The organism is Hansschlegelia sp. KR7-227, from assembly GCF_049446035.1.
GTDB lineage: Bacteria > Pseudomonadota > Alphaproteobacteria > Rhizobiales > Methylopilaceae > Methylopila.
Genome location: NZ_JBMSEA010000001.1, coordinates 3,016,850 through 3,042,347, shown reverse-complemented (window position 1 = coordinate 3,042,347; position 25,498 = coordinate 3,016,850). Strand labels below are relative to the sequence as shown.

Annotated in this window: 18 protein-coding genes; 10 read left to right on the top strand and 8 right to left on the bottom strand. The window is 70.6% G+C overall.

All coding sequences use genetic code 11. The annotated features are described in order from the left end of the window. Positions 1 to 106: 106 nt before the first annotated feature. Positions 107 to 250, top strand: a complete 144-nt coding sequence (locus ACO2RJ_RS14225) for a hypothetical protein (RefSeq protein WP_423268656.1) — start codon at positions 107 to 109, stop codon at positions 248 to 250. Between the two features lie 64 nt (positions 251 to 314). On the opposite strand, the gene ngg is transcribed toward ACO2RJ_RS14225, so the two are convergent. The 3 genes from ngg to ACO2RJ_RS14210 all read right to left on the bottom strand — a co-directional run bounded on the left by ngg (position 315) and on the right by ACO2RJ_RS14210 (position 5,241). Beyond that, on the bottom strand, positions 315 to 2,048 hold the full coding sequence (ngg, locus tag ACO2RJ_RS14220; protein ID WP_423268655.1) for an N-acetylglutaminylglutamine synthetase: 1,734 nt from the start codon (positions 2,046 to 2,048) through the stop codon (positions 315 to 317). A gap of 61 nt (positions 2,049 to 2,109) precedes the next feature. Next, positions 2,110 to 3,882 (bottom strand): N-acetylglutaminylglutamine amidotransferase, encoded by a 1,773-nt coding sequence (locus ACO2RJ_RS14215; RefSeq protein ID WP_423268654.1) that lies wholly within the window; start codon positions 3,880 to 3,882, stop codon positions 2,110 to 2,112. A gap of 99 nt (positions 3,883 to 3,981) precedes the next feature. Further along, positions 3,982 to 5,241: an MFS transporter gene (locus tag ACO2RJ_RS14210; RefSeq protein WP_423268653.1), complete on the bottom strand. Its 1,260-nt coding sequence runs from the start codon at positions 5,239 to 5,241 to the stop codon at positions 3,982 to 3,984. Positions 5,242 to 5,519: 278 nt separating this feature from the next. Between ACO2RJ_RS14210 and mtaB the strand changes: the two genes are divergently transcribed. The 3 genes from mtaB (at position 5,520) to ACO2RJ_RS14195 (ending at position 11,747) form a co-directional block, all read left to right on the top strand. After that, on the top strand, positions 5,520 to 6,767 hold the full coding sequence (gene mtaB, locus ACO2RJ_RS14205) for a tRNA (N(6)-L-threonylcarbamoyladenosine(37)-C(2))-methylthiotransferase MtaB (protein WP_423268652.1): 1,248 nt from the start codon (positions 5,520 to 5,522) through the stop codon (positions 6,765 to 6,767). Between the two features lie 40 nt (positions 6,768 to 6,807). Beyond that, on the top strand, positions 6,808 to 7,752 hold the full coding sequence (gene ftsY / locus ACO2RJ_RS14200) for a signal recognition particle-docking protein FtsY (RefSeq protein ID WP_423268651.1): 945 nt from the start codon (positions 6,808 to 6,810) through the stop codon (positions 7,750 to 7,752). A gap of 128 nt (positions 7,753 to 7,880) precedes the next feature. After that, a complete protein-coding gene (locus ACO2RJ_RS14195) occupies positions 7,881 to 11,747 on the top strand; it encodes a M10 family metallopeptidase C-terminal domain-containing protein (RefSeq protein WP_423268650.1) in 3,867 nt (1,288 codons plus the stop codon). Between the two features lie 42 nt (positions 11,748 to 11,789). On the opposite strand, the gene ACO2RJ_RS14190 is transcribed toward ACO2RJ_RS14195, so the two are convergent. Continuing rightward, positions 11,790 to 13,025 (bottom strand): MFS transporter, encoded by a 1,236-nt coding sequence (locus tag ACO2RJ_RS14190; RefSeq protein WP_423268649.1) that lies wholly within the window; start codon positions 13,023 to 13,025, stop codon positions 11,790 to 11,792. Beyond that, positions 13,022 to 15,190, bottom strand: a complete 2,169-nt coding sequence (locus ACO2RJ_RS14185; RefSeq protein ID WP_423268648.1) for a TonB-dependent siderophore receptor — start codon at positions 15,188 to 15,190, stop codon at positions 13,022 to 13,024. The genes ACO2RJ_RS14190 and ACO2RJ_RS14185 overlap by 4 nt, the downstream gene beginning before the upstream one ends. A 436-nt stretch (positions 15,191 to 15,626) precedes the next feature. Between ACO2RJ_RS14185 and ACO2RJ_RS14180 the strand changes: the two genes are divergently transcribed. The 6 genes from ACO2RJ_RS14180 to ACO2RJ_RS14155 all read left to right on the top strand — a co-directional run bounded on the left by ACO2RJ_RS14180 (position 15,627) and on the right by ACO2RJ_RS14155 (position 21,379). Then, positions 15,627 to 16,124 carry a DUF3016 domain-containing protein gene (locus tag ACO2RJ_RS14180; protein WP_423268647.1) on the top strand — a complete coding sequence of 166 codons (498 nt, stop codon included), beginning with the start codon at positions 15,627 to 15,629 and terminating at the stop codon, positions 16,122 to 16,124. Positions 16,125 to 16,246: 122 nt separating this feature from the next. Further along, entirely contained in the window at positions 16,247 to 17,221 is a 975-nt protein-coding gene (gene bioB, locus ACO2RJ_RS14175) for a biotin synthase BioB (RefSeq protein WP_423268987.1), read from the top strand. Further along, the gene (locus ACO2RJ_RS14170) at positions 17,218 to 18,360 is read left to right on the top strand and encodes an 8-amino-7-oxononanoate synthase (protein WP_423268646.1); all 1,143 of its coding nucleotides are present in this window, start codon (positions 17,218 to 17,220) and stop codon (positions 18,358 to 18,360) included. The genes bioB and ACO2RJ_RS14170 overlap by 4 nt, the downstream gene beginning before the upstream one ends. 11 nt (positions 18,361 to 18,371) lie before the next feature. Then, on the top strand, positions 18,372 to 18,989 hold the full coding sequence (bioD, locus tag ACO2RJ_RS14165) for a dethiobiotin synthase (protein ID WP_423268986.1): 618 nt from the start codon (positions 18,372 to 18,374) through the stop codon (positions 18,987 to 18,989). Between the two features lie 141 nt (positions 18,990 to 19,130). Continuing rightward, positions 19,131 to 20,396, top strand: a complete 1,266-nt coding sequence (locus ACO2RJ_RS14160; RefSeq protein ID WP_423268645.1) for an adenosylmethionine--8-amino-7-oxononanoate transaminase — start codon at positions 19,131 to 19,133, stop codon at positions 20,394 to 20,396. Further along, on the top strand, positions 20,393 to 21,379 hold the full coding sequence (locus ACO2RJ_RS14155) for a beta-ketoacyl-ACP synthase III (RefSeq protein ID WP_423268644.1): 987 nt from the start codon (positions 20,393 to 20,395) through the stop codon (positions 21,377 to 21,379). The genes ACO2RJ_RS14160 and ACO2RJ_RS14155 overlap by 4 nt, the downstream gene beginning before the upstream one ends. Before the next feature lie 46 nt (positions 21,380 to 21,425). Here ACO2RJ_RS14155 and ACO2RJ_RS14150 read toward each other — a convergent pair whose 3' ends face one another. From ACO2RJ_RS14150 to ACO2RJ_RS14140, 3 genes are all read right to left on the bottom strand, one after another. Beyond that, positions 21,426 to 22,457 carry a polysaccharide biosynthesis/export family protein gene (locus tag ACO2RJ_RS14150; protein ID WP_423268643.1) on the bottom strand — a complete coding sequence of 344 codons (1,032 nt, stop codon included), beginning with the start codon at positions 22,455 to 22,457 and terminating at the stop codon, positions 21,426 to 21,428. A gap of 264 nt (positions 22,458 to 22,721) precedes the next feature. Next, positions 22,722 to 24,185, bottom strand: coding sequence for an LTA synthase family protein (locus ACO2RJ_RS14145; protein WP_423268642.1), 1,464 nt, complete (start codon positions 24,183 to 24,185; stop codon positions 22,722 to 22,724). After that, positions 24,182 to 25,387: a beta-3-deoxy-D-manno-oct-2-ulosonic acid transferase gene (locus tag ACO2RJ_RS14140; protein ID WP_423268641.1), complete on the bottom strand. Its 1,206-nt coding sequence runs from the start codon at positions 25,385 to 25,387 to the stop codon at positions 24,182 to 24,184. Before ACO2RJ_RS14140 ends, ACO2RJ_RS14145 begins: the two co-directional genes overlap by 4 nt. Positions 25,388 to 25,498: the final 111 nt, after the last annotated feature.

The window sequence follows — 25,498 nt, the reverse complement described above, 5'->3', positions numbered from 1 at the left end:
GCCGGCATGCCGAGCCATCTGTTCTGCGCTGGTCTGTGGCATGCCACATACCTCTCAGCACATGAGCGGCGCGCCCGGCGCGCCCCTGAACACAGGCGACAGACCCATGACCACCGCAGTTCTCAAGGCCGTTTCATCTCCCTTTACGACCGGTTTCTTCGCGCGCTTCTTCGCCGAGTTCGAGGCGTTCTTCGAAGAGCAGGGCCGCGCGCTTCACCGCGCCCATCGCGACTATCCGTTCGGCCTCTGACGCCGGCTTTCAGTCTGGAGAAGCAGGGCCGTCCCGTCGGGGCGGCCCTTTCGTTTGACTCGGCTCACCCGAGCCCCGTCCGGCGGACCGCGGCCGGCATCGAGAGCGGGAACAGCAGGTCGATGAAGCGCTCGGCGGTGGGCTGCGGTTCGTGGTTGGCGAGACCGGGGCGCTCATTGCATTCGATGAAGGCGTAATCGGGCGAGCGCGGCGACTTCACCATGAAGTCGACGCCGCAGACCGGAATGTCGATCGCCCGCGCGCATTTCACCGCGGCGTCCACCAGCACGCCGTGCACTTCCCCGGTGACGTCGTGGATCGTGCCGCCGGTGTGCAGGTTCGCGGTCTTGCGCACCGTGATCGTGGCGTTCTCCGGCGCCACGTCGTCGAGCCCGTAGCCCGCCTTCGCGACGCAGCGCTCGGTCTGCCCGTCGATCGGGATCGAGCTTTCGCCGCCGGTCGCCGCCTGCCGGCGCCGGCTCTGGGCTTCGATCAGTTCGCGGATCGTCTTCCGGCCGTCGCCGATCACCTGGGCCGGGCGGCGCACCGCCGCGGCGACCAGCCTGAAGTCGATCACGATCAGCCGGAGGTCCTCGCCCTCGACCATCTGTTCGACGACGACGCGGTCGCAGAACGTGCGGGCGTGCTCGACCGCCGCCTCGACGTCTTCGATCGTCTCGAGCCCGACCGAAACGCCGCGGCCCTGCTCGCCGCGCGCGGGCTTCACCACCACGGCCCCGTGCGTTTCGAGGAACGCCTTCAGCGCCTCGGCATCACCCGCCTCGATCTGCTCGGGCACGACCACGCCGGCCTTGGCCACGGCGCGTCGTGTCACCGCCTTGTCGTCGCAGATCGACATCGCGACGCCGGTCGTGAGTTCGCTCAAGGATTCGCGGCAGACGATCGAACGGCCGCCATGGGTCAGGCGAAAGAACCCGCCCTCGGCGTCGGTCACGTCCACGCCGATGCCGCGCCGGCGCGCTTCGTCGACGATGATCTTGGCGTAGGGGTTCAGCCCCTCGACGCCCGGCTCGCCGACGAACAGGCGTTCGTTGATGTAGTTGCGCCGCTTCACCGCGAAGGTCGGAATCCGCTCGAAGCCGAGCTTCTCGTAAAGCGCGATGGCGAGGTCGTTGTCGTGCATCACCGACAGGTCCATGAAGCGCGCGTCGCGCGCCTTGAACAGCTCGGCCAGCCGGCGGGTGAGGGTCTCGCCGACGCCGGGGTGCCGCGACTGCGGATCGACCGCGAGACACCACAGCGAGGAGCCGCGAGACGGGTCGCCGAACGCCGCGACATGGTCGACGCCGGTCACCGCGCCGATGATCTCATGGGTGCGGACGTCTTCCGCGACGAGCTGGATCAGGGTCTCGCTGTCGCGCTCCCGCTCGTAGAAGTCCGGCCGCGCGGAGACCATGTGGCGCGCCGCGTAGATCCGTCCCACCGCCTCGATGTCATGGGCGGTCTCGAGCTTGCGGACGTGAAACGCGCGCTGGCCGCGCTTCGAGGGCCGGTAGAGGTCGAGGGGAAGGCGGAACATGTGGCTCGGGTCGAGGAACAGCTCGAGCGGGGCCTGGGCGATCAGCACATGCGGATCGTCGACATAGCAGGCGATGTCGCGCCGGTCGGCCCCTTCCTCGCGCAGCGCGTCGGCGAGCGCCCGCGCGCTCGTGAAGGTTTGGGCGAACAGGAGGCGCCCCCAGCCGCAATCGACGATCGCGTCGTCGCGCCGGACGCCGGGGACGGGCAGGCCGCCCTCCCGGCTGACGGCCTCGGGGGTTGCTGCGGTAGGCGTCATCGGATCGGCAGTCCTTTAGTCTGAATACGTCCGGTTTCGGCGGTTCGTTCGGCCTCGCGCCTCAGATGCCGTGGGTCTGCAGCCAGATCTCCAGCAGCGCGCACTGCCAAAGCTCGGAGCCCTTGAGCGGCGTGATGTGCTGCGACGGGTTCTCGAACAGCGCGTCGAGATATTCCGGCCGGAACAGTCCCCTCGAACGGGCGGCCTCGGAGCCGAGAGCGTCCCGCACCATCTCGAGCGTCTTGCCCTCGAGATATTTCAGCCCCGGCACCGGGAAGTAGCCCTTCGGCCGGTCGACGATCTCCTTGGGCACGATGTGTCGCGCGAGGTCCTTGAGAACGCCCTTGCCGCCGTCCGCGAGCTTGTGCTGCCCGGGGATGCGGGCCGCGAGCTCGACCAGCTCGTGGTCGAGGAACGGCACGCGGGCCTCGAGCGAATGCGCCATCGTCATGTTGTCGACGCGCTTCACGGGGTCGTCGACCAGCATGACGGTCGAATCGAGACGAAGCGCCTTGTCGACCGCGTCGGTCGCGCCCGGCATGTCGAAATGCTCTTCGACGAAGGCGCGGGCGTGGTCGGCGCCGGCGTAATCATGCGAGACGTGGGCGTGGTAGCGGGCGTTGTCGCGGTCGAAGAAGGCCTCGGCGTAGGCCGCCGCGGGATCGTTGGAGTCCGCGACCTTCGGGTACCAGTGGTAGCCGGCGAAGATCTCGTCCGCGCCCTGTCCCGACTGCACGACGGTGACGTATTTCCGCACCTCTTCCGAGAGCAGGTAGAACGCCACGCAGTCGTGGCTCACCATCGGCTCCGACATCGCCTGGACCGCGCCGGGCAGCGCGTCCAGCATGCGCCGCTCCTCGATCATGATCTTGTGGTGCGAGGTCTTAAACCGGTCGGCGATGATGTCGGAATATTTGAACTCGTCGCCCTCTTCCCCGCCGCGCGCCTCGAAACCGATCGAGAAGGTCTCGATCTTCTCATGGCCGAGCTCGGCGAGCAGCGCCACCACGACGCTGGAGTCGACGCCGCCCGACAGCAGCACGCCCACGGGGACGTCCGCGACCATGCGCCGCTTCACGGCGGTGCGGAGGCTGGCGTGCACCTCCTCGCGCCACTCGTCGAAGGACCGGGCGACGTCCGCGGCCGAGCGCTCGTAGGAGACGCTCCAATAGACCTCTTCCTTGGTGCGCCCGTCCGGCTCCCAGATCTTCAGCGTCGCCGGCGGCAGCTTGCGGACGCCGGAGAGGATCGTCCGCGGGGCGGGCACCACCGAATGGAACGTCATGTAGGCGTTGAGGCCGACCGGATCGATCGTCGTGTCGACGCCGCCGGCGGCGAGCAGGGAGGGCAGGGAGGAGGAAAAGCGCAGCCGGCCGTTCCCCTCCGAGACATAGAGCGGCTTGATGCCGAGCCGGTCGCGGATGAGGATGACCCGGCCCGTGTCGCGCTCATGGATCGCGATCGCGAACATGCCGAACAGCTTCTTCGGCAGCTCCGTCCCCCAGGCGCGCCAGCCCTTGGAGATGACCTCGGTGTCGCCGTCGGAGAAGAAGCTGTAGCCCTTGGCTTCGAGCTCGGCCCGGAGCTCCTTGTGATTGTAGATGCAGCCGTTGAAGACGATGGTGAGCCCGAGCGCCGGGTCGACCATCGGCTGCTCGGCCTTCTCGCTGAGGTCGATGATCTTCAGCCGTCGATGTCCGAAGGCGACCCGGCCGCGCGCCACGACGCCGTCGCCGTCCGGCCCGCGCTGGACCATGCAGCCCGACATCGCCGCCACTGCCTCCACCGAGGCCGGCTGGCCGAGGAAGGTCGCTTCACCGCAGATTCCGCACATTTTCGCCTGTCGCCCGCTGTCCTTGCTGCGCTGCAAGCTATGGCGCGCGATCGATAAATCGAGTCCGGGGCGCTGCGCAAAGGGCAGGCGCCCGCGGCGTCAGCCCTCCCGGCGGTCGAGCGAGCGGGCGCTTCGAAGCTGCGGGAACGCCCAGGCCCACAGGCCCGCGACCGCCATCGCGCCGACGCCCCCGAACACGATCGCCGGTCCCACGCCGATCAGCGCCGCCATGCCGCCGGCGCGGAACTCGCCGAGTTCGTTGGACGCGCCGATGAACATCATGTTGACCGCGTTGACGCGGCCGCGGACCTCGTCCGGCGTCCAGAGCTGCAGCAGGGTCTCGCGGATGGTGACGCTCACCATGTCGGCGCCGCCGAGCACGAGGAGGGCCGCGATCGACAGCCCGACATGGGTGGACAGGCCGAAGACGGCGGTCGCGAGCCCGAACAGGCCGACGCAGGCGAACATGACGTGGCCGGCCCGGTCGCGGATCGGACGGACCGAGAGGTAGACGGCGACGGCGATGGCGCCGACGCCCGGCGCGGCCCTGAGCAAGCCGAGCCCCCACGGCCCGACGTCGAGAATATCGCGCGCGACCGCCGGCATCAGCGCGACCGCCCCGCCGAGCAGCACGGCGAACAGGTCGAGCGAGATCGCGCCGAGCACGACCTTCTCGGAGAACACGTAACGGAAGCCGGCGACCACGGTCTCCCAGGTGGCGTCGAGCCGGCGGGCGACCTGGCTCGAGCGGATCATCACCGTCAGCACGCAGGACAGCACGAGCATCGCGACCGCGGTCCCGTAGGCGACCGGCGCGCCGAGGCCGTAGAGCAGGCCGCCCGCCACCGGCCCGACGATGCTGGCGAACTGCCAGGACGAGGCGCCCCAGGAGATCGCGTTCGACAGCGCGACCGGCGGCACCAGCCCCGGCACGATCGACCAGCTCGCCGGCGCGTAGAACGCGCGCGCCACGCCGAGCACGAACAGCGCGGCGAAGATCAGCGCGACGGAGGGCGCCGGCGTGAGCGAGATCGCGACCAGGGCGATCGCGCCGACAGCCTCGAGCGCGACGCAGACCGCCATGATGACGCGCCTCGGGAACCGGTCGGACGTCGGGCCGGTGACGAGAACCAGCGCGATCGCCGGCACGAACTGCACCAGACCGACGAGCCCGAGATCGAGCGGGTCGCGCGTGATGTCGTAGACCTGCCAGCCGACCGAGACCGAGATGATCTGGACCGCGAAGGTCGCGGTCAGCCGCGCGAACCAGAACAGCGCGTAGTTCTTGTGCCGGAACGCGATCGGCGAGTGCGGGACGTCGCTCGCGGGGGTCGGCGCGTCGGGTCCAACGGCTGTCATGCGGAGAGGCCTTGGGCGATGGGCGCTCCGCTTAGATCGCCGGCGCGCGCCTGTCGAGATCGGGGAGACACCACGACCGGGTATCGCCGCCCGACGCAAACGCCCCGTCGTCCTCCGGCTCGACCGGAGGACCCATGTCGGGCGTGGAGCTCAAGACCCGACATGGGTGGTCCGGTCAAGCCGGACCATGACGCGTCGGGGGTCGCGCCGCCTTTCCGGTCGCTGGCCCGCAAGGGGGGCGGTGGCGTTTTCGCCGCCGCTGCGGCATACCGCGGCCCATGATCCCGACCGAGAGCGTCGAAATCCTGACCTTCGGCTGCCGCCTCAACGCGCTGGATGGCGAGACCATCCGCGCGCAGGCGCTCGAAGGCGGGGCGAAAAACCTCGTCGTGGTCAACGCCTGCGCCGTCACCGCGGAGGCGACGCGGCAGGCCCGGCAGGCGGTGCGGCGCGCGGCGCGCGAGCGGCCGGGGGCCGAGATCGTCGTCACCGGCTGCGCGGCCCAGATCGAGCCGGAACGCTTCGCCGCGATGCCCGAGGTGGCGCGGGTCGTCGGAGCGGCCGCGAAGACCCGGCCCGAGACATGGGACGCCGGTCGGGCGCATCCGCGCGTCCAGGTCGGCGACGCGTTCGCGACGTGCGACGCCGGTCCGCCGCCTGCTTCCGCCGAGATCCTGCGGCCGCGCGCCTTCGTGCAGGTCCAGACCGGCTGCGACCATCGCTGCACGTTCTGCGTCATTCCCTTCGGCCGCGGCGCCTCGCGCTCGACCGCGCCCGAGGCCGTCGTCGCCGAAATTCGCCGCGTCGTCGCGCGCGGAGCCGCGGAGGCGGTGCTGACCGGCGTCGACCTGACGTCGTGGGGCGATGACCTCGCCGGCCGGCCGCGGCTCGGCGCGCTGGTGCGGCGCGTGCTGCGCGAGGTCCCCGAGCTTCGCCGGTTGCGCCTGTCCTCGCTCGACGCCGTTGAGGTCGATGACGCCCTGATCGCGGCCTTCGCCGAGGAGGAGCGGCTGGCGCCGCATCTCCATCTCTCGCTGCAGTCCGGCGACGACATGATCCTGAAGCGCATGAAGCGCCGGCATTCGCGCGCCGACGCGCTCCGCTTCTGCGCCCGCATTCGCCGCGTCCGGCCGGACGTCGCCTTCGGCGCCGACGTGATCGCGGGCTTCCCGACCGAGACCGACGCGATGTTCGACAACACGCGCCGGCTTCTCGAGGACTGCGGCGTGGCCTACGCCCACGTCTTTCCCTATTCCGCCCGGCCGGGCACGCCGGCCGCCCGCATGCCGCAGCTTTCCGGCGACGTCGTCAAAGCGCGCGCCGCGGCGCTTCGCGAGACGGGCGCGGCTCTGCTCGGCCGCCACCTCGACGCCCGGGTGGGCGCGCGGCTGACCGTGCTGTCGGAGGGCTCCGGCGTCGCCCGCGCCGCGGATTTCTCGACCGTTCGCATTCCGGACGCGCCCAAGGGCGCGTTCCGCGACGTGGACGTCTCCGGCCATGACGGCCGCGCTTTGATCGCCGCGTGACGCTCGCCATGCCGCTCCCGCTCCGCCGAAAGATCGCCGCATGACCGACGCGCCTCAGTCCTCAGGCTGGTTCGGCCGCCTTCGCCAGGGGCTGTCCAAGACCTCGTCGTCGCTCACCCGCGGGATCACGGAGCTCTTCACCAAGGAGAAGCTCGACGCCGCGACCCTCGACGAGCTCGAGGATCTCCTGATCCAGTCCGATCTCGGCGTCGCGACCGCCGGCCGGATCGCCGAGGCCGTCGGCCGCGCGCGCCACGCCAAGGCGCTCGACGGCGAAGGCGTCCGCAAGATCGTCGCGGAGGAGGTCGCGAAGGTTCTGGCGCCGGTGGCGAAGCCCCTCGACCCGCCGGAAAGCGCGCGGCCGGCGGTGATCCTGGTCGTCGGCGTCAACGGCTCGGGGAAGACCACGACCATCGGCAAGATCGCCGAGACCTACCGCACGGCGGGTCTCAAGATCGTGCTCGCCGCCGGCGACACCTTCCGCGCCGCCGCCGTGGAGCAGCTCGCGGTCTGGGCGAAGCGGGCCGACGCGATCTTCGTGTCGAAGGAGACCGGCGCCGACGCCGCGTCGCTCGTCTACGAGGCCTGGCAGAAGGCCAAGGAGGCCGACGCCGACCTCCTGATCGTCGACACCGCCGGCAGGCTTCAGAACAAGGCCGGCCTGATGGCCGAGCTCGAGAAGATCGTGCGCGTGCTGAAGAAGCTCGATCCCGACGCGCCGCATGACAGCCTGCTGGTGCTCGACGCCACCACCGGCCAGAACGCGCTCGGCCAGGTCGAGGCCTTCGGCAAGGTGGCCGGCGTGACCGGCCTCGTGATGACCAAGCTCGACGGCACCGCGCGCGGCGGCATCCTCGTCGCGGTCGCGGAGAAATACCGGCTGCCGGTGCATTTCATCGGGGTGGGCGAAGGCGTCGACGACCTCGAGCCATTCGACCCGACGGAGTTTTCGCGCGCGTTGGTGGGGCTCGACCGCCGCGGGTGAGGCGCCGTCACGTTGCGGTGAGCCGTCACGGTTCACGCGCCCGCTCCGTAGTTCTACGGATGGTAGCCTGATGATCAATCGCATCTTATCGGACCTACGCGTTCTTTTTGCCGCCGGCCGGCGTCGTCATGACCCGCCGCACCCGGGGATTTGCGATGTGTTTTTTCTGCGCGCCGGGCCGTGGCCTGTCCGTCGACCTTTATGACGACCAAGCCCCCGTCGACGGCGGCGCCGAACCGCCCGCCGTAGCGCCGGCCCTCGCGATCCCGACCGATCTCAGCGCGACCAAGGCGGAAGCGCCGGCGTCGCTCGCGCCGGCGTCGCCCGATTCGGGTGAGGACCCCGGCGCCGGCGCCGACGCGCCCCGGATCGACGCCGCGGTCTTCTACGAGCGATGGGCGGCCGCGCTCCAGAACAACCCCGCGGCCGCCGGCCCCGCCACCCCGACGATGGCGGAGGAGGTCACCTTCCTCAACGGCCTCGACGCCGACGGCACGGTCAGCACGAACTCGTCCTTCTGGAGCTTCAACGACACGACGGCCCGCAAGTGGGGCGACCCGACCGCCGGAACGGGCGCCACGATTACTTACGTGTTCGACGCCGGCGCGAACTGGAACGCGACGGAGAAGGCGACCTTCCTGAAGGGCTTCGCGATGTGGGAGGCCGTCGCGGACGTCACCTTCGTCGAAGTCGCGGCCGGGCAGGCGGCCAACGCGAACTTCAAGATCGTCCGCGGAACGGACGGCGGAGCGTTCCAGAACGGTCCGGTCTCGCCGGGCAGCGGCGCGACCATCGGCAGCTACACCGGCCAGGCGGTGATCTCGATCGACCCCACCGCGCTCAGCTTCGAGCTGTCCGGCTCGCTCGACGTCCATGGCGGCTACGGCATGGCCACCGTGATCCACGAGCTTGGCCACATGCTCGGCCTCGGCCATGGCGGCCTCTACAACGGAACGGTCGACCAGGCGACGCAACAGTTCAGCGCCTTCGACGAGCGCCTCTACACCACGATGTCCTACATCGGCTGGACCAAGACGGGCGCGAAGTTCGAGGAGAGCTATCCCGTCACGGGCACGGACTGGGGGCCGACGCCGGACCCGGACTGGCAGCAGCGCGAGTCGCCGCACACCGTCCAGATGCTCGACATCATCGCGATCCAGCAGCTCTACGGCGCCTCGGAGGACACGCCGTTCGACGGCGGCCAGACTTACGGCTTCAACTGCACCATCGACGGCCTGCTCAAACAGTTCTTCGACTTCACCCTGAACAAGAACCCGGTCGTCACGATCTACAGCCAGGGCGTCGACAACACGATCGATTGCTCCGGTTTCAGTCAGAACGCGACCCTCGACCTCAACGGCGGCTTCTTCTCGAGCGTCGGCGGCCACGCCAACAACCTCGCGGTCGCGATCGGCACCGTGGTGGAGACCGGCAGGACCGGAAGCGGCGACGACAACCTGTTCGCCAGCGGCGCGGACAGCGTCCTCGATTCCGGCGCCGGCCAGGACAACCTGATCGGCAAGGGCGGCGACGACAGCCTGATGGGCGGCGCCGGCAACGACGTCATGATCGGCGGCGCGGGAAACGACCGCCTCTTCGGCGGTTTCGCGCGCGGCGCCACCGGCGGCGGGCCGGGCCTCGAGTTCGGCTCCGGCCAGGTGAGCTTCACGAAGAACCCCGGCAATGTCGACTTTCAGAACGCGGTCGACGTCTCCAAGCAGTTCATCCAGACGGCCGACCCCAACATCGAAGCGGCGACCGTCTTCCCGCATGTGACCATCGACGGGGTCGGCGGCGGCGCCGGCAACGACTTCTACAAATTCACCATCCAGGGCTCGCTGGCCGGGGTCACGATCGACGTCGACACGCTCGGCCTTCAGAACTCCTTCGACACGATCATCGCGCTCTATGACGCCAACGGCTTCCTCATCACCTCGGCCGACGACAGTTTCACGATCGATTCCGGTTCGCCGACGCGGCAGCGCAACGACGGCTTCCTCGACACGACCGACAGCTTCCTCAGCTACGTGCTGGACCGGCCGGGGACCTATTACATCGGCGTCTTCGCCTACAATCCGCAGACGGACAGCCCGGCGTCCTTCCTCGGAGAGGGCCTGCGCTACCGCATGCACCTCTCGATCTCGAACGAGGCCGTGGCGCCCGCCCGGCGTGACGGCGACATCCTCGTAGGCGGAGACGGGATCGACACCGCCGACTACTCCGCCGCCGTCGCCGGCGTCACCATCGACCTCGGCCTCGCCACGGCGCAGACCGCCGCCGGGGGCGCCCAGAACGACTTGCTCAGCGGGATTGAGAAGCTCGTCGGCAGCGCCTTCGCCGACATGCTGACCACGGCCGCCGCCGGCGGCGCGCTCGACGGCGGCGCTGGAGCGGACCGGCTCACCGGCCGCGGCGGCGCCGACACGCTGATCGGCGGCGCCGGCGACACCCTGACGGGCGCCGCGGGCGACGACCGCTACGTCGTCCAGTCGAAGGGCGCGACGATCGTCGAAGCGGCCGGCGGCGGGACCGACACGGTCCAGTCCTCGATCACGATGACGCTCGCGGCCAATCTCGAGACCCTTGTCCTGACAGGCGGCGGCGCGATTAACGGCACGGGCAACGCGGCCGCCAACCGGCTCACCGGCAACGCCCGGGCCAACACGCTGAACGGCGCCGGCGGCGCGGACACCCTGTCCGGCGGCGACGGAAACGACACCTACATCGTCGATTCACGCGGGGACAAGACCGTCGAAGCGGCCGGGCGCGGCGTCGACGTCGTGCGCACCGCGCTGAGCTGGACGCTCGCCGCCAATGTCGAGAATCTCGTGCTGGTCGGAAGCAAGGCGGTCGACGGGACCGGCAACGGCCTCGCCAACACGCTGACGGGCAACGCCCGCGCGAACACGCTCAACGGTATGGCCGGCGCGGACGTCCTGAGGGGCGGCGGCGGCGACGACGTCTATGTCGTCGACAACGCCCGCGACCGCGTGATCGAGGCGGCTCGCGGCGGCGAGGACACGACGCGGGCCGCAGTGACGCATGCGCTCGCCGACCAGGTCGAGAACCTGATCCTGGTCGGCGCGAGGACCATCAACGGCACGGGCAACGCGCTCGCAAACGAGATCGCCGGCAACGCCAAGGCGAACGTGCTGAACGGCCTCGGCGGCGTCGACACGATGGCGGGCGGCGCCGGGAACGACGTCTACATCGTGGACGAGTCCCGCGACCAGGTGGTCGAGGCGGCGCGCGCCGGGGTGGACACGGTCCGCGCCTCGAAGGCCTACACGCTCTCCGACAATGTCGAGAACCTCACTCTGACCGGCGACGGCCGGATCAACGGCGTCGGCAATGCGCTCGAGAACCGGATCACCGGCAACGGGGCGGCGAACCGGCTCGACGGCCGCGGCGGCGCGGACGTGATGGAGGGGCGAGGCGGCGGCGACGTCTATGTCGTCAATCACCGGCAGGACAAGGTGGTCGAGGCCGTCGGCGGCGGGACCGACCGCATCGAATCGAGCGTCACCTTCACTTTGTCGGCGAATGTCGAGAATCTGACGCTGACCGGCGGCGCGAAGATCAACGGCTTCGGCAATGCCGGCAAGAACGCGATCGTCGGCAACACGGCGGGGAACATCCTCGACGGCGGTCTCGGATCGGATCGGCTGACCGGCGGCCGCGGCGCGGACATCTTCGTGTTCGACGACGCGCTCGGCCGGACGAACGTCGACCTGATCACCGATTTCTCGGTCAAGGACGACACCATACGCATCGACAACTCGATCTTCTTCGGACTTAAGACCGGCGCGCTCGCCGGCGGCGCGTTCGCGTTCGGGCTGGAGGCGTCGGACCGCCTCGACCGCATCCTCTACGACAAGGGCAGCGGCGCCCTGCTGTTCGACCGCGACGGCTCCGCGGAGCGCTTCGACGCGATCCGCTTCGCCACGCTCGACGACGGGCTGGCGCTGACGCGGCTGGACTTCTTCGTGGTGTGAGCCGGAAGGCGGGGCCGCGTCGAGGAGGCGAAGCCTCGCGCGTCATCCCACGCTAGGCCGCGGCAGCCTCGACAGCGCGATCACCGTCGCGAAACCGATCGCCGCCGCGATCGCGAAGCACCAGGCGAAGCCGAGCGCGTCGCCGAAGGTCCCCACGAGCTGCCAGCCGATCAGGCTGACGATCGCGTCCATGCTCTGGAACAAAGTGAAGTCGACGCCCGCCTGATCGAGCGACGCGCGGCCCATCAGTTCGGAGTAGAGCGCGACGAAGCCGAGCGCGAGCGTTCCGGCGCTCGCCAGCGCGAGCGCGCCCAGCATGACGGGCTGGCGGACGCCGAGATAGGCGTAGATCGCGAAGCCGAGAATCACGACCGACTGGGCCGCGAGCGAGACCGTCATCACGGGAAAGGACCCGAAGCGGCGGACCAGGTAGCCGCCGCCGAGCGCGCCGGCGAGACCCATCGCCGTGACGCCGATCCCGTTCAGCAGGCCGACGGTGCTGAGGCCGACGCCGGAATCGACGACGAAGGGGGTCAACAGCACCATCGACCATTTCTGGCCGAGCACGTAGAGCGCGACGATGACGAGGCCGGAGCGCACCTCCGGCCGCTTCAGCGCGGCTTTCAGCGATTGCCGCGGCCGATCCGGCCGGGCGGACCAGCCGCTGTCGCGCGTCGCCATGAAGGGCAGCGCGAGCGCGACCAGCACCCCGGACATGACCAGGGTGGCCTGCGTCCAGCCGACATGGTCGATGAGGACGAGGAAGACGCCGGCGCCGATCGCGGAGCCGAGATAGGCCCCGCCGACCTGCGCGGCGTTGCCCCAGCCGCGGTTCTTCTCCGCGAGGCTCTCGACCGCGTGCCCGTCGCAGGCGATGTCCACCGTCGCCGAGGCGAAGGAGGCGATCATGATCGCGACCGTCAGCGGCCCGAGCGCCGTCGGCCCGATCAGGGCGCAGGCCACGACGGCGGCGACCGCAAAGGACCCCACGACGCCGATCACCAGCCGCGAGCGCCTCGCCCCGCGACGAGGCGAGCGGAACCGCTCCACCGCCGGCGCCCAGAGGAATTTGAACGACCAGGGCAGGACCGTGATCAGGATGAAGGCGATGTCGTTCAGCGAGGCGCCGTTCTGGCGCAGCACGGCCGGCAGGCCCGTGAAGATCACCCCGCCGATCACGCTCTGCGCGACATAGAGGCCGCCGACGCCGACCACGACGGAGGCCGGCGCGGGCAGGCGGTCCCCGCTGACCTGCGCTGAAGCCTGATCGACGCTCACCAGCGGTAACGCAGGCTCGCGATCACCTTCCGGCCCTGATTGTAGTAGCAATAGCTCGCGGTGCAGACCTGCTCGACCTTATCCAGCAGGTTCTGTCCGTTGAGCTGGAGCTGCAGGCCCTTCAGCTTGGGATTGACGTTCTCGAACTCGTAGCTGATCTTCCCGTCCACGAAGGCGCGCGGAGAGTTCTTGATCACGGTTCGGTTGTAGTCGTCGCCGAAGCTCGAGCCGGTGTAACGCACGCCGAGGCCGAGACCGAGGCCCTTGAGGGCGCCGGTCTTCACGTCGTAGCCGCCCCACACCGCGAAGGCGTGGTTGGGGACGCTGTTGACCTGGTTGCCCACCGTGTCGGGCGAAAGCTTCAGGATCTTGGTGTCGGTGTAGCTGTAGTTCGCGAGCAGGTTGATCCCGTTCGTGAGCGACGCCGTCGCCTCGACCTCGAAGCCGCGGGAGCGGAAGTCGAGCTGCGTCTGCTGGTTGAAGCCCTCGACCACCGAATAGACGATGCCGTCCTCCTGCTTCAGCCAGAAGACCGAGGCGTTGATGTTGGCGTTGTAGCCGGGCACCGCGTATTTCACGCCGGCCTCGGCCGTCTCTCCCTTGGTCGGCTTGGCCACGCCGCCCAGGAGAGGGCCCCCCTCGCCGTCGGGATCGATCACCGTGCCGGAATTGGCGTTGAACGAGGTGCCGTAGCTCACGAAGGGCGTGAAGCCGGCGGCTGTGACGTAGCTCAGGCCGGCGCGTCCGGTGAACTGGCCTTCGTCCTGCTTCGCCGCCGCCGCGCCGGGCACGGTGTATTTGCTGTCCAGCCAGTCATGGCGCCCGGAGAGCAGAAGCCGCCAGGGGCCGGCCTTCATCTCGTCCTGGACGTAGACGCCGAACATGGTCTGCGTCTGCTTGGTCGGCTGTGGCAGGTCGGGGTCCGGGACCGGCCCGAAGCTGTAGCCGATCCGCGAATCGTATTTGAGGTGGCCGAAATCCACGCCGGTCAGGACCGTGTGCCCGACCGGGCCCGTCTGAAGCTCGGATTTGAGGTAGGTGTCGGCCGAGATCGCGCGGGTCTCTTCCTTCACCTGGCCCGCATAGGCCCCGCCGGCGTCGGCGAACCGCTCATTGGTCGAGAGGCCCGACCAGCGGACGTTCTGATGGATGGAGACCGCCTCGCTGAACCTGTGCTCGAACTCGTAGCCGATGCGGCCCTGCTGCTGGGTGAACTTGTTGTAGTCGGGGTTGAACTCAATGCTCTTGATCGCGCCCGTCGGGGCCCAGATGACCGTGCCGTCCTTCAGCGTGTAAGGCGCGGTGCTGTTCGCGTAGGCCGCTGAGCCGCCCGTCGTGGAGTCCATGAACTCCGACAGCAAGGTGAGCTTGGTGTCGTCGCTCGGCTGGAAGGTGACGGCCGGCGCGATGAACACGCGGTCGTCCGGCACGCCGTCGAGATTCGTGTCGGCGTCGCGCGCGAGGCCCGTGAAGCGATAGAGGACGGTTCCCTCGGCGTTGACGGGGCCGCCGAAGTCGAAGCTCGCCTGCCGCCGGTCGAAGGAGCCGACTTGCGCCTCCACCTCGCCGAATGCGTAGTCCGTCGGGCGCTTGGAGATGAGGTCGATGATGCCGACCGACGCGCTCGCGCCGTAGATCGCGGAGGCCGGTCCCTTCAGGATCGAGATCGACTCCAGCCCGTAGGGCTCCAGCCGGAACAGGCCCGAGGGGCTGTTGTACTGACGCAGGCCGTCGCGGAACACGCCGGTGTAGGTGATGTCCACGCCGCGGAGCGTGAAACTGTCGAAACGCGGATCGAAGCCATAGGCGCCGACCCGGGCGCCGGGCGTATAGGCGAGCGCGTCGTCGAGGCTCTGCGGGCGGCGGTCGTCGAGCTGCCTCTGCGTCACCGTGTTGATGGTCATCGGCGTCTCGTTGACCGGCGTGTCAGTCTTGGTCGCGGTGCGCGTGGTCTTGGCGACGTAGCCGTCATTGGTCACGACGCCCGGCGCGCCCTGGGCGGCGGCCCCCTGGCCCTGCGCCCCGCCCGCGCCACGACCTTCGACGGTGATCTCCTCGAGCCGGGTGGGGCCGTCGCCTGCGGTCTGCGCGCGTGCGGACTGCGGCGCCGCGAGCGCCGCGAGGGAGGCGGCGGACAGAAGGGCCAGAGCCAGGGGACGGGTCACGAAAGCTTCTCCAGGAATAGCGACGCCTTCTGCTCCTAAAAAGCCTTTGATCACCGACATCAAGCGGCGATCGTCCCAATTAGAACGCGTATAAATTTACTTTTGAAATATAATAGCTCAAAAAATAGAGTAACTAATCAGATGAATGTATCGCGGTATGTGCTTATCTCCGACGAGAATAGCTCGTTTGCGCTTCTGCTTTGGACAAGCCGTGCGGCGATTTCAGCGCCTGTTCGTATTCGGGCGGCGGAAATAGATATCGGATGCTTTGACGCGGCCGGTCGGGCTGCAGGTTTGCCCGCCCGTGCTGTGATGCTGCCGATCACGACGGGTCGCGCGCAGACGTCGGGCCGCTTATCCCCGCTGTGGCCGGAACGCCACGCGGCCGCCATGAATCCGCGGGATCGTCGGCGGAGCCGTCCGGAGGAGAGAGCTCATGCGCGCAGCGCTCGTCGTCGCTCTCGCGCTCGCCGCGGCTGCGCCGTCCACCGCGGCGGCCGGCGCCGCTTCGGTGCGCTACGCTGCCGCCAAGACCGTGTCGCCCTGGGCGTTCCGCAGCGTCGCGGAGCGGGACGCGACCTTTCGCGACCTCGCGCGGTTCATCGAGCGGCTCGCGGAGCGAGGCCTGCCGGCCGATCGCACGCTGCGCGTCGAGTTGCTGGAGGTTTCGCCGGCCGGCCGTTTCGAGCCGTGGCGCGTCAACGCGTCGGACGTGCGCATCCTCACCGACACGACGCCGCCGAGCGTGAAGCTCGCTTACGCGCTCGTCGAGCGCGGTCGGACGATTCTCAGCGGCGAGGAGACCGTGACCGACATGAACTATCTCTGGAACGTCGCGGCGCGCGGCTCGAGCGATCGTTTGGCCTATGAGAAGGCCATGCTGAAGGACTGGTTCCGCTCGCGCATCGTGAAGGGCCGCAAGGCGCCCTGGTGACGGGCGCCGCGGCGATCCGCCGGGGCCGGGGCGTTTGCCGCCCGCCGCTTTCCATGTATGCGATGAGCTCTGGCGTGAACGGCGGCGAGCGGATGACGATGGCTCTCAGCGAAACGGTTTCGATGGCGACGCGGGCGCCCTTGCGCGCGCTCTGGACCCGCGCCGAGGCCCGGCGGATCTATGATCTGCCCTTCGCCGACCTGATGTTCGAGGCGCAGACCGTCCACCGCCGCAACTTCGATCCCAACCGCGTGCAGATGAGCCGGCTGCTGTCGATCAAGACCGGCGGCTGCCCCGAGGATTGCGGCTATTGCAGCCAGTCCGCCCGCATGCCCGGCGAGAAGCTCAAGGCCTCCAAGCTGATGGAGGTCGAGCGGGTGATCGACGAGGCGAAGAAGGCCAAGGCGGGCGGCGCGACGCGCTACTGCATGGGCGCCGCCTGGCGCTCGCCCAAGGACCGCGACATGGACATGGTCGTCGCCATGGTCGAGGGCGTGAAGGGCCTGGGGCTCGAGACCTGCATGACGCTCGGCATGCTGTCGCCGGACCAGGCCTTCCGGCTGAAGGAGGCCGGGCTCGACTACTACAACCACAACCTCGACACCTCGGAGCGCTACTATTCCGAGATCATCACGACCCGCAGCTTCGCCGACCGGCTGGAGACGCTGTCGAACGTGCGCGACGCCGGCATGAAGGTCTGCGCCGGCGGCATCCTCGGCATGGGGGAGACGGTCGAGGACCGCGTGGACATGCTGGTGACGCTCGCCAATCTCGACGAGGCGCCGGAGAGCGTGCCGATCAACATGCTGATCCCGATTCCCGGCACGCAGCTCGAAGGCGCCGAGCGGATCGATTCGCTCGACTTCGTGCGCACCATCGCGCTCGCCCGGATCATGATGCCGCAGAGCCATGTGCGCCTCTCGGCCGGCCGCACGGAAATGTCCGACGAGACGCAGGCGCTGTGCTTCCTCGCCGGCGCCAATTCCATCTTCGTGGGCGAAACGCTGCTCACCGCCGACAACCCCGGCGAAGACCACGACGCGTCGCTGTTCCGCCGGCTCGGCGTCGAGCCCGAGGCGCTCGACGGACGGCCGTGACGGGAGCGCGGCTCCGGCGATTCGAAGCGGCGCTCGAGACGCTCGGCGCCAAGGGCCGCCGGCGCGCGCTCGAAGGCCGCTCGGGGCGCGACTTCGCCTCCAACGACTATCTCGGCCTCGCCGCCTCGCCCCGCCTCGCCGGCGCGGTGCGGGAGGCGATCGAGCGAGGGGTCCCGGTCGGCGCCGCGGGCTCCCGGCTGCTGCGCGGCAACCATCCCGAGCACGAGGCGCTGGAGGCGGAAGCGGCCGCCTTCTTCCGATGCGAGCGCGCGCTCTATTTCGGCGCCGGCTTTTCCGCGAACGTCGCGCTGGCCGCGACGCTGCCGCAGCGCGGCGACCTCGTCGTCCATGACGAACTGATCCATGCGAGCGTGCGCGACGGGCTGAGGCTGACCCGCGCCGAGGTCGCGAGCGCGGCCCACAACGACGCCGGCGCGGTCGCGGACGCGATCGCAGGCTGGCGGGCGAGAGGCGGGACGGGAACGCCCTTCATCGCCGTCGAGAGCCTCTATTCCATGGACGGCGACTGCGCGCCGGTCGCCGATCTCGTCGCGCTCGCCGAGCGCCATGACGGCTTCCTGCTGCTCGACGAGGCCCACGCCACCGGCGTGTTCGGGGCGAGCGGCCGCGGCCTGGGCGAGCCCTTCGAAGGCCATGAGGCGGTGATCGCGACCCACACCTGCGGCAAGGCGCTCGGCTGCTCCGGCGCGCTCGTCACGGGGCCGGCCCCGGCGATCGATTTCCTGATCAACCGCGCGCGCCCCTTCATCTACGCGACGGCGCCGTCTCCCCTCATGGCGTCCGCGGTCCGCGAGGCGCTCAGGATCGTCGCGGACGAGCCGGAGCGGCGGGCGGCGCTCGGGGGTCTCGTCGCGCTCGCGAGCGACCGGCTGGAGCGGCTCGGCCTGCCCGACAGCGGCACGCAGATCCAGCCGGTGGTGCTGGGGCCTGCGGCGCACGCGGTCGCGCTCGCCCGGCGCCTCAGGGCCGCGGGCTTCGACTGCCGCGCGATCCGCCCGCCGACGGTGCCGGAAGGCACGTCGCGCCTGCGCATCTCGCTCACGCTCAATGTCGACGCCCCGACGGTCGACGCCCTGATCGGCGCGATCGGGGAGGGGCTGCTCGAGGTCGCGGCGTGAGCGCTCCGCGCATGCTGGTGGTCGGAACCGACACCGGCGTCGGCAAGACGGTGTTCGCCGCCGGCCTGACCGCCTCCCTCGGCGCGAGCTACTGGAAGCCGATCCAGGCCGGACTGGACGGCGAGACCGACAGCGAGACGGTCGCCCGCCTGGCGCGCCTCCCGCCCGAGCGGATCCTGCCCGAGGCGTGGCGGCTGAAGACGCCGGCCTCGCCCCATCTCGCGGCCGAGATCGACGGCGTCGCGATCGATCCGGACGCGCTCCATCTTCCCGACGTCGCCGGCCCGCTGGTCGTCGAGGCCGCCGGCGGCCTGCTCGTGCCGCTGACGCGCGGGGTCCTCGCCATCGACCTGTTCGCGCGCTGGGGCCTGCCGACGATCCTGGTCGCGCGCACCGGCCTCGGCACGATCAACCACACGCTGCTCTCGCTCGAGGCGCTGCGCGCGCGGGAGATGGACGTGGCGGGGGTGGCCTTCGTCGGCGAGCCCCAGGACGACTCGATGCGCACGATCGCGGCCTTCTCGGGCGTCGCCGCGCTCGGCCGCCTGCCGCCGCTCGACCCGCTGACGCCGGAGACGCTCGCCCGGGCCTTCGCCGAGCGCATCCGCCTGCCGTCGCCGCCGGTCTGACCGCGCGGCGCCGTCTCTCGGACGAGCGCGGCGGCGCGGGACAGTTTCCTTCCGGGCGGCCGGCGTTTATGGGTCCGGCACAGGTCGGGCGGGACAGGCAGCGCCGCCTTCGGCCGCGACCAAGGCGCGACGTCCCCCCAGATGACCTCCTCTCCCTTGTGGCGTCCGTTTTTCCAGCACGCGGTCGAGCCGACGCCGCCGACCATCGTCGAGGCCTCCGGCGCCTGGCTGACGACCGATTCGGGGGACCGGATCCTCGACGCGATCTCGTCCTGGTGGGTGATCACCCACGGCCACCGCCATCCCGCGATCATGGAAGCGATCCGGAAGACGAGCGAACGCCTCGACCAACTGATCTTCGCCAGCGTCACCCATGAGCCGGCGGAGCGGCTGGCGCGCGAGCTGGTCGCGCTCGCGCCCGAGGGCTTGGCCCATGTGTTCTTCTCGGATTCCGGCTCCACCGCCGTCGAGGTCGCGCTCAAGATGGCGCTCGGGACCTTCCGGAACCGCGGCGAGGCGCGCACGCGCGTCGCCGTGCTCGAGGGCGGCTATCACGGCGACACGATCGGCGCGATGAGCGTCGGCGAGCGCGGCGTGTTCAACGCCGCCTACGAGCCGCTGCTGTTCGATGTCGTGCGGCTGCCCTTCCCGCATCCCGGACGGGAGCAGGCGACGCTCGACGCGCTGGAGGTGGCGGGGCGCGGCGGCGAGCTGGCCGCAGTCCTGGTCGAGCCGCTGGTGCTCGGCGCCGGGGGCATGCGGATGTACGGGGCCGACACGCTGGCCGAACTGGCGCGCGTGGCGCGCGAGGCCGGCGCGCTGTTCGTGGCGGACGAGGTGATGACGGGCTGGGGACGCACCGGCGCGCTGTTCGCCTGCGAGCATGCGGGCGTAGCCCCCGACATCCTCTGCACGTCGAAGGGCCTGACGGGCGGCGCCCTGCCGCTCGCCGCGACGCTCGCGACGGCGGAGATCTTCGACGCCCATCGGTCGACGGACCGCTCGAAGACCTTCTTCCACTCCTCGTCCTTCACCGCCAATCCGATCGCCTGCGCGGCCGCGCTAGCAAATGTCGGCGTCTGGCGCGACGAGCCGGTGGCCGAGCGCGTCGCGGCGCTTGCGGCCCATCACGCGGCCCGCATGCCCCGCTTCGACGGCGACGAGCGGTTCGCGAACGCCCGGGCGTGCGGCACCATCGCGGCGGTGGATCTGAGGGTCGACGATCCCGGCTACCTCGCCGAGGTCGGGCCGAAGCTGCGCGCGTTCTTCCTCGGCCGGGGCCTTCTGGTGCGGCCGCTCGGGGAGACGATCTATCTGATGCCGCCTTATTGCGTGACCGAACCTGAGCTCGATCGGCTCTACGACGCGATCTTCGAGGCCGCGGGCGTCGTCGGAGCGCCGCGATGAGGGCCGCCGGCACCCGCATCGCCGGGCTCGGCCACGCCGTTCCGCCCCGCCGCGTCGCGAACGCCGAGATCGAGGCGTCGCTCGGGCTCGAGGCCGGCTGGATCGAGCGCCGCACCGGCATCCGCGAACGGCGATGGGCGAGCGCGGACGAAACGCTGTCGGCGCTCGCGGAAGCCGCCGGCGCCATGGCGCTCGACGCCGCCGGGCTCGACCGCGCCGACATCGGGCTGCTGCTGCTCGCAACCTCCACTCCGGACCGGCCGCTGCCGCCGACCGGCCCGCTGGTCGCGCACCGCCTCGGCCTGTCCCGCGCGGGCGCGGTCGATCTCGCGGGCGCCTGCGCCGGGTTCCTCTACGCCCTCGTCCTCGCCGAGGCGCAGGTGCGGGTCACCGGCAAGCCCGCCCTCGTCGTCGCCGCGAATCTGCTCAGCCGCCGCATCAATCCGGCGGAGCGGGCGAGCTCCGTGCTGTTCGCCGACGCCGCCGGCGCGGTCGTGGTCGCAGCCGGCGACGATCCCTCCCGCGGCCTGCTCGGTCAGGCGCTCGCGTCGGACGGCGCGGGCTACGGCCTGGTCGGCATCCCCGCGGGCGGCAGCGAGCGTCCCTTCGCGGAGGACGTCGCGATCGCCGAGACGCGGATGACGATCGCCGACGGCCGCGGCCTGTTCCAGGAGGCGGTCCGGATGATGGCCGAGTGTTCGATCGCGGCGCTGACGGAGGCCGGCGTCGCGGCCGCGACGGTCGACCGCTTCGTGCCGCACCAGGCCAATGCGCGCATCTTCGCGGCCGTGGGACGGAAGGTCGGCGTCCGGGAGGAGGCGACGGTCAGCACCATCGCCGAATACGGCAACTCGTCGGCCGCGACGATCCCGCTGTCGCTCAGCCTGTCGCACGCGGCCAAACCTCTGGCGGCGGGCGAGACGCTGCTGCTGACCGCGGCGGGGGCGGGGCTGACGGGCGGGGCCGTGATCTACCGCGCCTGAGAATGAGGCCGGCGGGCCCGTCCGGGGACGGACCCGCCGCGCGCCTTTAGCGCCTGCCGATGCGGTCGGCGAGGATGACGGGCTGGGCCGCCTGCGAGACGGTGCCGATGATCTGCAGGAACTTCTGCAGTTCGGTCAGCTGGGCGTTCGCGACGTAGAGCACGTCCTTGTCGCGGACCGTGAAGGCCTTGGCGTAGAAATAGGCGTTCGGGTCGCGCAGATTGACGCGGTAGACCGTCGGGACCTTGTCGCCGAACTTGCCGTCATAGTCCGGCTTCATCGAGCGCACCGCCGAGGCGGGCTCGTAGCGGAACACGAAGAACGCGCCCGGATCGGAGCGGGTGTCGATCAGGCCGCCGGCCTTGCCGACCGCCTCGAGCAGCGAAATCTTCTCGGATTCGAAATTGATCGGGCCGGGAGCCGGCACCGCGCCGAAGGCCAGGAACTTCTCGGGATCCTTCGTGACGTAGATCCGATCCTCGGGCTGCACGTAGACGTTGTCGGCCGGGTTGTCGATCAGGTCCTTCATGATCGCCGAGCCCTGCTTGGACCCGCGCTGGAGCGTGATCCGGGTCTCGAAGGGCTGCTGCTTGGAGCCGCCCGCGGTCGCCACCACGTCGAGCACGCGATCGCCCGCGGCGGTGATCGGGAAGCGGCCCGTCTTGCCGACCTCGCCATTGACCACGAAGCTGCGGCTCACCGTCTCGGTGATCTGCACCAGCGCCTGCGGCTGGATCGCGCGGCCCTCGAGGGCGGCGACGATCTTCCTCTCGACCGTCTGCGGCGACTCGCCGGAGGCCTTGATGCGGCCGGCATAGGGAATGCTGATCGAGCCGTCGGTGTCGACCCGCTGGACGAGCGCCACCCGCGCGCCGAGGTCGCTCTGGAACAGGCCGCCCTGGCCGGCCTCAAACAGGGTGATCGACAGCACGTCGCCGACGCCGACGATCTGTCCGGGCGCCGGCCGCGGCGCGGCGAACCGCTGCGCGAAGGGAGCGACGCGGTACTGCGAGAGAATGTCGACGACGCGCTGGTTGAGATCGACGAGCACATAGCCCGGCGTCGCGTCCTTCGACACGCTCGGCGGATCGATCTGCGCGGTCGTCGGGCCTGTCGCGGGGAGCGTTGAGCAACCCGCCAGAACGCTGGCGACGGCGGCCAGCGTCGCGCAGGAAACAAGCCTGGCCCGCATAAAACCTCACACTGAAACTTCGACCCCGGATGGTCCGGTTAGCACCGAACCTATTTCCTGCCAACTAACGCGGGCCCGAACGGCGGCTCGGCCACATTCGCGCCATCGGTTGCGACGGCGGATGAGACGTTTTGGCCACATGCCCCACGTTCACGCGCGCTTCAGCGTCAGCCGCCCCAGGGCGTCGACGTCGAGGTCGCGGCGCGGCGCGCCGCGCCGGTCGCGAGAGTCCCAGAGCGCGTAGTCCGTCGCCATCCGGTCGGGAAGCCCCGGGTGCACCGTGCGCGCCGGCGCGTGATCGCCGTAGACGCACAGCAGCGCGCCGCCCGGCCGGTCGGCGAGACCCGCCGCGACCCGCCCGATCATGCGGTCGGCGTTCTCGAGGTGTAGGGCGTATTGGGCGGTCGGGTCGTCGAGCCCGGGCAGGCGGCCAGGACCCCAGGGCCCATGGTTCTCGATCGTGACCACGAACAGGAAGGTCGGCTCCGTGGCCGCGGCGGCCTCCTTGAGGATCGCGTCGGCGACGGCGGCGTCCGACACATAGGGGCCGAAGCGCTCGGCGTCCGGAAAGCCCTCCAGACCGACGAAGCGCTCGAAGCCGAAGGCCGGCGCCAGCACGTCGCGATCGAAGAAGCGGCGATCGTAGGGGTGAAGGAAGACGGTGCGCCGGCCTGAGGCGCGGAGCTTCCGGGCGAGGCTCGCTTCGGCGTAGGCCGAGCCGGCGAGAAACGGGTCGAGCGCGTCGAGCCCGAGCGCCGCCGCCGGGAGGCCGGTGAGGAAGCCGAACTCGCTGCGCATGGTGTAGGCGCCCTCCGCCGTCACACGGCAGCGGCCCCAGGCGACCGCCTCGCGGCAGAGCGCGCGGTAGGCCGGGAGCTCCGGCCCCGGCGCGCCCCGGGCGGCGACGTCGACGAAGCTCTCGCACTGGATCGCGACGATCAGCGCCGGCCCGTCCGCGGCGGGCCCTGGCTTCGGCGCCGCTCGAGCCGCAGCGCGCGCGGCGGGGGACGGGCGCTCCATCCCTCGCCAGGCGAGCCAGTGCAGAGCAAGGCTCGCCCCGAGTCCGAAGCGGGCGACGGCCGTCTCGCCGTCGACGGCCTCGCCGACGACCGGCCGAGCCCAGGCCGCCGCCGCGCGGCTCCGCAACGCGAGCAGCACGCCGGCCGCGATCAGCGGCGGCAGCGCCAGCGCCGGCCAGCCGCCCGGCGGGAGCACGCTCGGCTCGACCGCGAACCAGCCCGCGGTGGCGAGCGCGAGGGCCGCGAACAGCGCGAGCGCCTTCGGCTCGACCAGCCGCTCGGCGTAATAGAGCCGGGGATGCCGGATCGCGAGCCGCACCAGAGCGAAGTCGTTGAAGGTCAGCGGCTCGCCCAGGATGCCCCGTTTGGTCGCGCTGCCGAGCCCGAACAGGAAGGCGACGACTGTGACGACGAGCGCCGCGTGCCAGGGGCGCCAGGACAGCGCGAAGGCGGCGGCGAACAGTCCGACATGGAGCAGGAGGCGCAGCGCAAGCGCCCGCCACGGCGCCCGCGCCGCCGCGAGCGAGGGCGGGAAGCTCTCGACCGTAAGCGAGGCCGCGAAGGAGACGAGGAAGGCGGCGAGGACGGCGATCACTTGAGCAGGCGCCCGATCGGGCCGAGCAGCCGATGGCGGGACAGGGCGTAAGCGTGCCTGAGCCGCGCCGCGAGGCGGCCGGCGGGCGCGGCGGCGCGGGCGCGCGCCTCGGCGATGCGGTCGAGCGCGGTCTCCGGGCCGCAGGGCAGCCCGCTCACGGGGTCGCGGTAGAGCGGGTAGAGGATGAGGGCGCAAGCCACCAGTTCGTCGAGGCTGCGCGTGCGGCCGCGCCGGGGATGAGGGGCGAGATCTTCGGTGAGGTCCCAGCCGGCGTAGAAGGGCTGGCCATGCGTCGTCACCTCGAGCCCCCTCAGCAACGCCTCGAACCCCGTGAGCGACGTCATGGTCTCGACCGCGCGGCATTGCGGATAGAGCTCCGCGATCGCGCCGTCGACCACCACGGCGTCCGCGAGCCGCTTCAGCTCCGCGTCGTCGACCGCGCCGCGGCGATAGCCGGCGACGACGTCCGGGTGCGGCTTGTAGACGATGAAGGCGTCCGGGCGGCGCGCGCGGATCGCGGCCAGAAGGTCGCGGTTGGTGCGCACGGCGCCCGCGCCGCGCAGGATCGAGGCGTCGTCCTCGACCTGGCCGGGCGCGAGCACGCCGAAGCGCCCTTCAGGCACGACGCGGCCCACGGCGTCGCCGACATTGTATTTCGTGTGGCCCTCCGCGACGAGGCGCTCCCGCAGCCGCGCGGCGCGGGCGATCAGCGCCTCCGGCAGGTCGGCCTCGCGCAGCAGCGTCTCGAGATCGCTCGGGGAGGACGGGTCGTAATAGACGCCGCCCTCGTCGAGCACGAGCGAGAGCGCCGGCGTGAAGGCCGCGCCCAGCCCGACCGAGCGGAGGAATCCGTCTTCGAGCCGCCCGACGGCCACGCCGGCCGCGCGCGCCTCGCGCTCGGCGGCCCGGGTGTCCCGCGAGGCCCAGACGACGACTCGTCCATGAGCCTTCGCCGCCGCCTGAGCCGCCGCCCGGGGGGCGAGGCCGAAGCGAGGCGGGCCGTTCGGCCCGTCGAGAAACGCCGTGACGGCGGCGCGCTTCCAGCGGGTCACGCCGACGGCGAAGGAGCGCCGCGCCGCGCGTTCGCGATGGCGGATTGCGTCGCCCGCGATCTCGAGCGCGCGGTCGATGCTGATCGGCCGCCGGTCATAGGGATCGAGCCAGGCGAGCGCGGGATCGAAAGGGTCGAAACCAGCCTCCAACCGGATTTCGCCGGGGCCGGCGATTGAAACAAGCGCTCGCAACACGTGATCGATCGCGCCTCGATCGATCGCCGTTGGAACGTTCGCCGCGTGTCCCGGCGCGCGGTAGCC

Bases quoted from the DNA above. Each gene is read 5' to 3' on its own strand.
- ACO2RJ_RS14155 (WP_423268644.1), top strand. From the start codon at position 20,393: ATGAGGGCCGCCGGCACCCGCATCGCCGGGCTCGGCCACGCCGTTCCG.
- ngg (WP_423268655.1), bottom strand. From the start codon at position 2,048: ATGACGCCTACCGCAGCAACCCCCGAGGCCGTCAGCCGGGAGGGCGGC.
- ACO2RJ_RS14195 (WP_423268650.1), top strand. From the start codon at position 7,881: ATGACCCGCCGCACCCGGGGATTTGCGATGTGTTTTTTCTGCGCGCCG.
- bioD (WP_423268986.1), top strand. From the start codon at position 18,372: ATGCTGGTGGTCGGAACCGACACCGGCGTCGGCAAGACGGTGTTCGCC.
- ftsY (WP_423268651.1), top strand. From the start codon at position 6,808: ATGACCGACGCGCCTCAGTCCTCAGGCTGGTTCGGCCGCCTTCGCCAG.
- ACO2RJ_RS14215 (WP_423268654.1), bottom strand. From the start codon at position 3,882: ATGTGCGGAATCTGCGGTGAAGCGACCTTCCTCGGCCAGCCGGCCTCG.
- mtaB (WP_423268652.1), top strand. From the start codon at position 5,520: ATGATCCCGACCGAGAGCGTCGAAATCCTGACCTTCGGCTGCCGCCTC.
- bioB (WP_423268987.1), top strand. From the start codon at position 16,247: ATGGCGACGCGGGCGCCCTTGCGCGCGCTCTGGACCCGCGCCGAGGCC.
- ACO2RJ_RS14225 (WP_423268656.1), top strand. From the start codon at position 107: ATGACCACCGCAGTTCTCAAGGCCGTTTCATCTCCCTTTACGACCGGT.
- ACO2RJ_RS14160 (WP_423268645.1), top strand. From the start codon at position 19,131: ATGACCTCCTCTCCCTTGTGGCGTCCGTTTTTCCAGCACGCGGTCGAG.
- ACO2RJ_RS14180 (WP_423268647.1), top strand. From the start codon at position 15,627: ATGCGCGCAGCGCTCGTCGTCGCTCTCGCGCTCGCCGCGGCTGCGCCG.
- ACO2RJ_RS14210 (WP_423268653.1), bottom strand. From the start codon at position 5,241: ATGACAGCCGTTGGACCCGACGCGCCGACCCCCGCGAGCGACGTCCCG.